Raw genomic sequence first — 1,006 nt, forward strand, 5'->3', positions numbered from 1 at the left:
GATCGCGTCGGCGATGACCGGATTGTCGATGAAGCCATGCCAGTCATTATAGGGGCGCTGGCCGACGATGATGGTCGACAAGGTCCCGCTTCGGTCTTCGATGATGTCAAACAGGATCGATTTCTCGGTTTCGCTCATCGCAACCTTCCCGAAGTCGTCGAGGATCAGGAGCCTGAACTTGGACAGCTTTTCGCGCTCTCGCAGGTAAACGCCGTCTTCCAGCGTCATCGACAGGCTATAAAGCAGGTCGGAGACTTTGTAATAGCGGGCCTTGTGTCCGGCGCGAATGGCCGCCGTGGCGATGCAGGAGGCGATCCAGCTTTTGCCGGTTCCGGTTTCGCCACTGATAAGGACGTTCCAGGCAAAGGGGATCCAGCTGCATTTCAGCAGCTCGCGCATGACGGCGGTTTTGAAGCCCCGTGCCTCGTCGCCAATCAGCTCCTCCGGGGCCGCCTTGATCGGGAGTTTCGCCTCGTTCAGCATCCGCGTCAGCCGGCTGGCCGCGCGCCGTTCCTTCTCCGCGATCAGTAGCGCGGCGAGCCTTTCGACGAAGGCCATGTCCGCAAAGAACGGATCTTTGGCCTGACGGTCGAGCGTATCGGCAAAACCTGCAAGAGACAGTTCACGAGCGAGCGCAACGACATGTTCATGCTGCATCGCCGTCCTCCGAATAATAGCCCGCACCGCGGATGTTTTCGGACGGTGGCGGGGCCTGCTGCGGTTCGGGGCGCGGCAGCTTTTTCGGGCCCCGGTCAAGAATCTGTCGCAACGCATCGGCATTGATCTGATCGCGCCGGAGAACCTCGGCACAGGCCGCATCGATCGTGGTTTTGCCGTAGACCGGCGCGACTTCGAGCAGCCGCTTCAACATGCTGTAGGTTGCTCGGGGGTTGGAATTGACCTCCAGGTGCCGGCACACGAACCGCCCGAGACACGGGCTGTAGTCTGTGGCGCGCGCGATGAGGGCATCCGGGTTCTGCCGCCATATCGCGCGATGGTTTTCCGG

General features: G+C 61.1%; 2 protein-coding genes. Both read right to left on the reverse strand.

The annotated features are described in order from the left end of the window. On the reverse strand, positions 1 to 657 hold a 657-nt coding region (locus CG50_RS16015; RefSeq protein ID WP_036640678.1), incomplete at its 3' end, for an ATP-binding protein. After that, the coding region (locus CG50_RS17165) for a hypothetical protein (RefSeq protein WP_161785425.1) at positions 647 to 1,006 on the reverse strand (360 nt) is incomplete at its 5' end. The genes CG50_RS16015 and CG50_RS17165, both read right to left, overlap by 11 nt.

Origin of the sequence: Paenirhodobacter enshiensis (assembly GCF_000740785.1) — a bacterium.
Lineage (GTDB): Bacteria > Pseudomonadota > Alphaproteobacteria > Rhodobacterales > Rhodobacteraceae > Rhodobacter > Rhodobacter enshiensis.